A 1,553-nucleotide genomic window follows, 5' to 3' on the forward strand; every position below is an offset into this window, starting at 1 on the left:
TTTGTTTGCAAAATAATATCATGATGATAATGCTTCCACTTGAATAAATTTCGCTTTTCCATACTGATCACGCACCTTTTTAGAGTAATAGTATCAGTATGTCCAAGATTTAGAGATTACTTGCAATTATCTTGAAGTTTTCGCACCAGAACCATCCTTTCTGTATATTTCTACAAAAAGAATACGGTTTTTTTAATTTTATAGATACAAATTTATAAAGTTGATTTGTATAGGGATATTTCTGGGAATATAGGGCTTAAAACTTCTAATCATTGACGTATATACATTACTAATGTAATATATATATAACAAAGGAAATAAATGTATTGGAGGCTTCTAATATGCTTACCAAAGTAAAGCGAATTCGACTTGAAAAGGGTATGATACAGGGGGAATTAGCAAAATTAACAAATGTAAGTAGACAAACAATCGGTTTAATAGAAAAAGGCGAATACAATCCATCTTTGAAATTGTGTATTGAGATTTGCAAAAGTCTAGGTGTTACATTAAATGATTTATTTTGGGAGGAAGATTAATGTCTAGGTTATTAAAATTATATCTTTTTGGTAGTGGTACTTCTACTGATGAACGAGAACAAAATACAGCCTTTGAAATAATGGCAAACGCTGGGATGTTAGCCGTTATTATCTGTTTTGGAGCTCTCATATATGATTTGATTTTAAATAAAGAAGTGACATCACTTGGTACGCTATCCTTAATTATTCTTTTAATAACATCATCTTATATATTTATAATGATGCGTATAAAAAAAGTATACTTACGTTATGCAAATAATAAAACATTAATACGAAATTCGATAATTTCAGGCTTTATTTTCTATGTTTTGTATACTTTTCTACCACTGTTATCTGGAGAAACAATTACTATGAGGGATCTTACTGGAAACATTATAGGCGGAGTATTTTTCGGTTTATGTATGTATGGATTTGGTAAATATAATAATAAAAAAGCTGAAGAAGATGAATTATAATAAAAAATTCGAAACACCTTTCACTAACCATTAATGAAAGGTGCTTTTTTAATTTAAATTATCTTTATTGATGCAGCGATTAATCCTATTGTATTTTTTCTTTAATAATTGGTACCTGCTACATAATCATTAGGTTAAACTTTTATAATGCCCTCAAAACGAAAATCTTTTGTCTTTTTTAGCAACGAAGTTCTTTTTTATCGTTTTGGGGGCAACCCGTTCTGTTAAGTTGATGGGCATGGGGTCACCATACATGCCCATCAACTTAAGARYGGAAKCARARTGAACTTTCGTTCWTATRAACRWAAAAACTCTTAAAATAYTTTGTRTCCTTAAAAATGAGCATACYAAATAAACCTAGATAGGTATCGTTTTCAAAGTTATGCAGCTTTCTTTTGTTTACTCAATCCATTATACTCATASACAACACCYAAAACATACTAAGATTAGTAGTGTAGACCAAGGCATTGGTTTGCACTACTATTTTTTTATAGTAGAAGTGAAGAGTAGGTCGATTTGATATTGGGATCTCGAATCCGTACCCAAAACAGACCTTCTTCAC

At 30.1% G+C, this 1,553-nt stretch carries 2 protein-coding genes; both read left to right on the plus strand.

Annotated features, from left to right (window positions below):
• The first annotated feature begins 341 nt into the window (after positions 1-341).
• Positions 342-536, plus strand: coding sequence for a helix-turn-helix transcriptional regulator (locus tag AC1DIT_RS28085; protein WP_016132773.1), 195 nt, complete (start codon positions 342-344; stop codon positions 534-536).
• Positions 536-991 carry a hypothetical protein gene (locus AC1DIT_RS28090; RefSeq protein WP_016132772.1) on the plus strand — a complete coding sequence of 152 codons (456 nt, stop codon included), beginning with the start codon at positions 536-538 and terminating at the stop codon, positions 989-991. The genes AC1DIT_RS28085 and AC1DIT_RS28090 overlap by 1 nt, the downstream gene beginning before the upstream one ends.
• Positions 992-1,553 lie beyond the last annotated feature (562 nt).

Source organism: Bacillus sp. 05T22 (assembly GCF_056396765.1).

What these genes read in the sequence shown, in the direction of transcription:
- AC1DIT_RS28085 (WP_016132773.1), top strand. Translation starts at nt 342, where the DNA reads ATGCTTACCAAAGTAAAGCGAATTCGACTTGAAAAGGGTATGATACAG.
- AC1DIT_RS28090 (WP_016132772.1), top strand. Translation starts at nt 536, where the DNA reads ATGTCTAGGTTATTAAAATTATATCTTTTTGGTAGTGGTACTTCTACT.